A 2,393-nucleotide genomic window follows, 5' to 3' on the forward strand; every position below is an offset into this window, starting at 1 on the left:
GAGCAGGATGCGCCGACGCTACCGTGACCGGCGCGGTCCGGTCGTCGAGAGGAGGGTCACATGCAGCGCGCGTTGGTGCTCGGCGGTGGCGGGGTGACCGGGGTGGCCTGGGAGTTGGGGCTGCTGGCGGGGCTGGCCGAGCGGGGTGTGCCGGTCACCGGCGCGGATCTCGTGGTCGGCACGTCGGCGGGCTCGGTGGTCGGCGCGCAGGTGTGCTCCGGGTTGCCGGTGCAGCGGTTCTACGAGGAGCAGTTGGCCCCGCCGAGGGGTGGGTCGGCGGCGCGGTTGGGCGTCGTGGCGCTGGCCCGGCTGGTGTGGGCCGGTGGCCGTACCCGCGACGCGGCGCGCTCACGGGCGCGGATCGGGGCGATGGCGCTGGCGGCGCGTACCCCGTCGGAGGCGTCGCAGCGCGCGGTGATCGAGGCCCGCCTGGCGGCCCGGGAGTGGCCGCAGCGGCGGCTGCTGGTCACGGCGGTGGATGCGGTCTCCGGTGAGTTCGTGGTGTTCGACAGCGACAGCGGGGTGTCGCTGGTGGACGCGGTGGGCGCGAGTTGCGCGGTGCCCGGGGTGTGGCCGCCGGTGACGATCGGCGCGCGCCGGTTCGTCGACGGCGGGATGCGTTCGACGGTGAACGCGGACCTCGCGGCGGGTGCCCAGCGGGTGTTGGTGCTCGCGCCGACGTCGGCGGCGTTCGGGCCGATGCCACGGTTGTCGGCGCAGGTGGACGAGCTGCGGGCCGCCGGGTCGACGGTGGTGGTGGTGACGCCGGACGCGGCGGCGCGCACGGCGATCGGCCGTAACCTGCTGGATCCGGCGCGGCGGGCGGGTGCGGCGCGCGCCGGGCGGAGCCAGGCCGACGCGGTGGCCGACGAGGTGTCGGCGCTCTGGGGGTGATCGCTTACGCTCTCCGCGCGTTCGGTCGATCGGACAACGGAGGTGCGCGGTGGCGGGTGTGGGTGTCGGCGACGTGGTGCAGGATTTCGAGCTGCCCGATGAGACAGGCACGCCGCGGCGGCTGTCGGAGTTCCTGGCATCCGGGCCGGTGGTGTTGTTCTTCTACCCGGGGGCGATGACCCGGGGTTGCACCGCGGAGAGCTGCCACTTCCGGGACCTCGCGGCGGAGTTCACGGCGCTGGGCGCGTCCCGGGTGGGCATCAGCCGGGACCCGGTGGCCAAGCAGGCGGAGTTCTCGAAGCTGCACGGGTTCGACTATCCGCTGCTGTCCGATGAGGACGGCACTGTGGCGCAGCAGTTCGGGGTGAAGCGGCGGATGCCGCTGGGGGCGCTGAGCACGAAGCGGATGACGTTCGTGATCGGGGCCGACCGGCGGATCATCGAGGTGATCCACAGCGAGGTCAGCATGAACGACCACGCGGATCGGGCGCTGCGGGCGTTGGGCGGCTGAATGGGCGTGGGCCCTGTGCGGCGGGTGTCGCAGCCGGCTGGTATCAAGACAGAAATCAAACAGGTGTACGGAAGAGGGTTGTGATGGATGCCGGCCAGGGTTTGTCCACTGACGAGGTGCAGAGCATCCGGGAGGCGTTGGCGGCCGGGCGTAAGCCACGGGTGGTGTTCACCGCCTCGGCGGGGCAGATCGCCGGCCAGGTCGGTCAGGTGATCGAGCTGACCGACCCGGAGGTGTCCGACGAGTTCGTGGTGGTGCGTTTCGGCCGCGACGAGTTGCCGTTCTCCCCCGCCGACCTGGCGGTGGCGCCCAAGGGTGCCGGTCGTCGGGTGGTTGCGGAGCCGAAATCGGAGCCCGAGCCGGAGCCCGAGCCCGTGGCGGCGCCGGAGTTCGTGTTGGACACGCCGCGGGTGCCCGCGCAGCGACAGGAGGAGCCGAAGGTGGAGCAGACGGAGAAGCCGCCGGCGCGGCGGGCGGTCAAGGCCGTCAAGCCGAAGGGCCCCGCGGGTCTCACCGTGACGTTGGCGTACGCCGACGGCGAGTGGACCGTCGCCGCGCAGCAGGGCAGCAAGGCCCTGGCGAAGCCGTACGTGGTGAAGCCGGCCGAGGCGTTGAGGATGGTGGCGCTGGTCGACGTGCCCGGGGTGCAGGAGGCGGTGGAGCAGATCCTCGGCTCCGAGCGGGCCGAGGCGGAGCAGCAGGCCGAGAAGCTGCGCGCCGAGCTGGCCGAGATCGAGGCGCGTCTGGCGGAGCTGCGCGAGGCCCGCTGAGGGTGCTCAGCGTCGGGCGTGGTGCTCCAGTAGCCGGCTGAGCAGGCGGGTCAGCTGGTCGCGTTCGGCGGTGGACAGCGGGGCGAGCAGGTCGTTCTGGACCCGGCCGACGGTGTCGCCCATCCGGTGGGCCTCGTCGGCGCCGGCGTCGGTGAGGCTGATGACGTTGCGGCGGCGGTCGGCCGGGTCGGGGGCGCGTACGACGAGCCCCCGACCGG

The 2,393-nt window shown here is 73.3% G+C and carries 4 protein-coding genes; 3 read left to right on the top strand and 1 reads right to left on the bottom strand.

Features of this window, described 5'->3' with window-relative positions; all coding sequences use genetic code 11:
* Window positions 1-60: 60 nt before the first annotated feature.
* From ACWCO3_RS33985 to ACWCO3_RS33995, 3 genes are all read left to right on the top strand, one after another.
* Complete coding sequence (locus ACWCO3_RS33985) at window positions 61-894, top strand: patatin-like phospholipase family protein (protein ID WP_450014058.1); 834 nt, start codon at window positions 61-63, stop codon at window positions 892-894.
* A 49-nt stretch (window positions 895-943) separates the two neighbouring features.
* The gene (locus ACWCO3_RS33990) at window positions 944-1,405 is read left to right on the top strand and encodes a peroxiredoxin (protein WP_450014060.1); all 462 of its coding nucleotides are present in this window, start codon (window positions 944-946) and stop codon (window positions 1,403-1,405) included.
* A gap of 83 nt (window positions 1,406-1,488) precedes the next feature.
* Window positions 1,489-2,175, top strand: a complete 687-nt coding sequence (locus ACWCO3_RS33995) for a hypothetical protein (protein ID WP_358052960.1) — start codon at window positions 1,489-1,491, stop codon at window positions 2,173-2,175.
* Window positions 2,176-2,181: 6 nt separating this feature from the next.
* Here ACWCO3_RS33995 and ACWCO3_RS34000 read toward each other — a convergent pair.
* On the bottom strand, window positions 2,182-2,393 hold a 212-nt coding region (locus tag ACWCO3_RS34000), incomplete at its 5' end, for a MarR family winged helix-turn-helix transcriptional regulator (RefSeq protein WP_450014063.1).

It is taken from the genome of Micromonospora sp. NPDC002411 (assembly GCF_053592955.1).

Excerpts from the sequence above, each read along its gene's own strand:
- ACWCO3_RS33995 (WP_358052960.1), top strand. The coding sequence starts at position 1,489 with ATGGATGCCGGCCAGGGTTTGTCCACTGACGAGGTGCAGAGCATCCGG.
- ACWCO3_RS33985 (WP_450014058.1), top strand. The coding sequence starts at position 61 with ATGCAGCGCGCGTTGGTGCTCGGCGGTGGCGGGGTGACCGGGGTGGCC.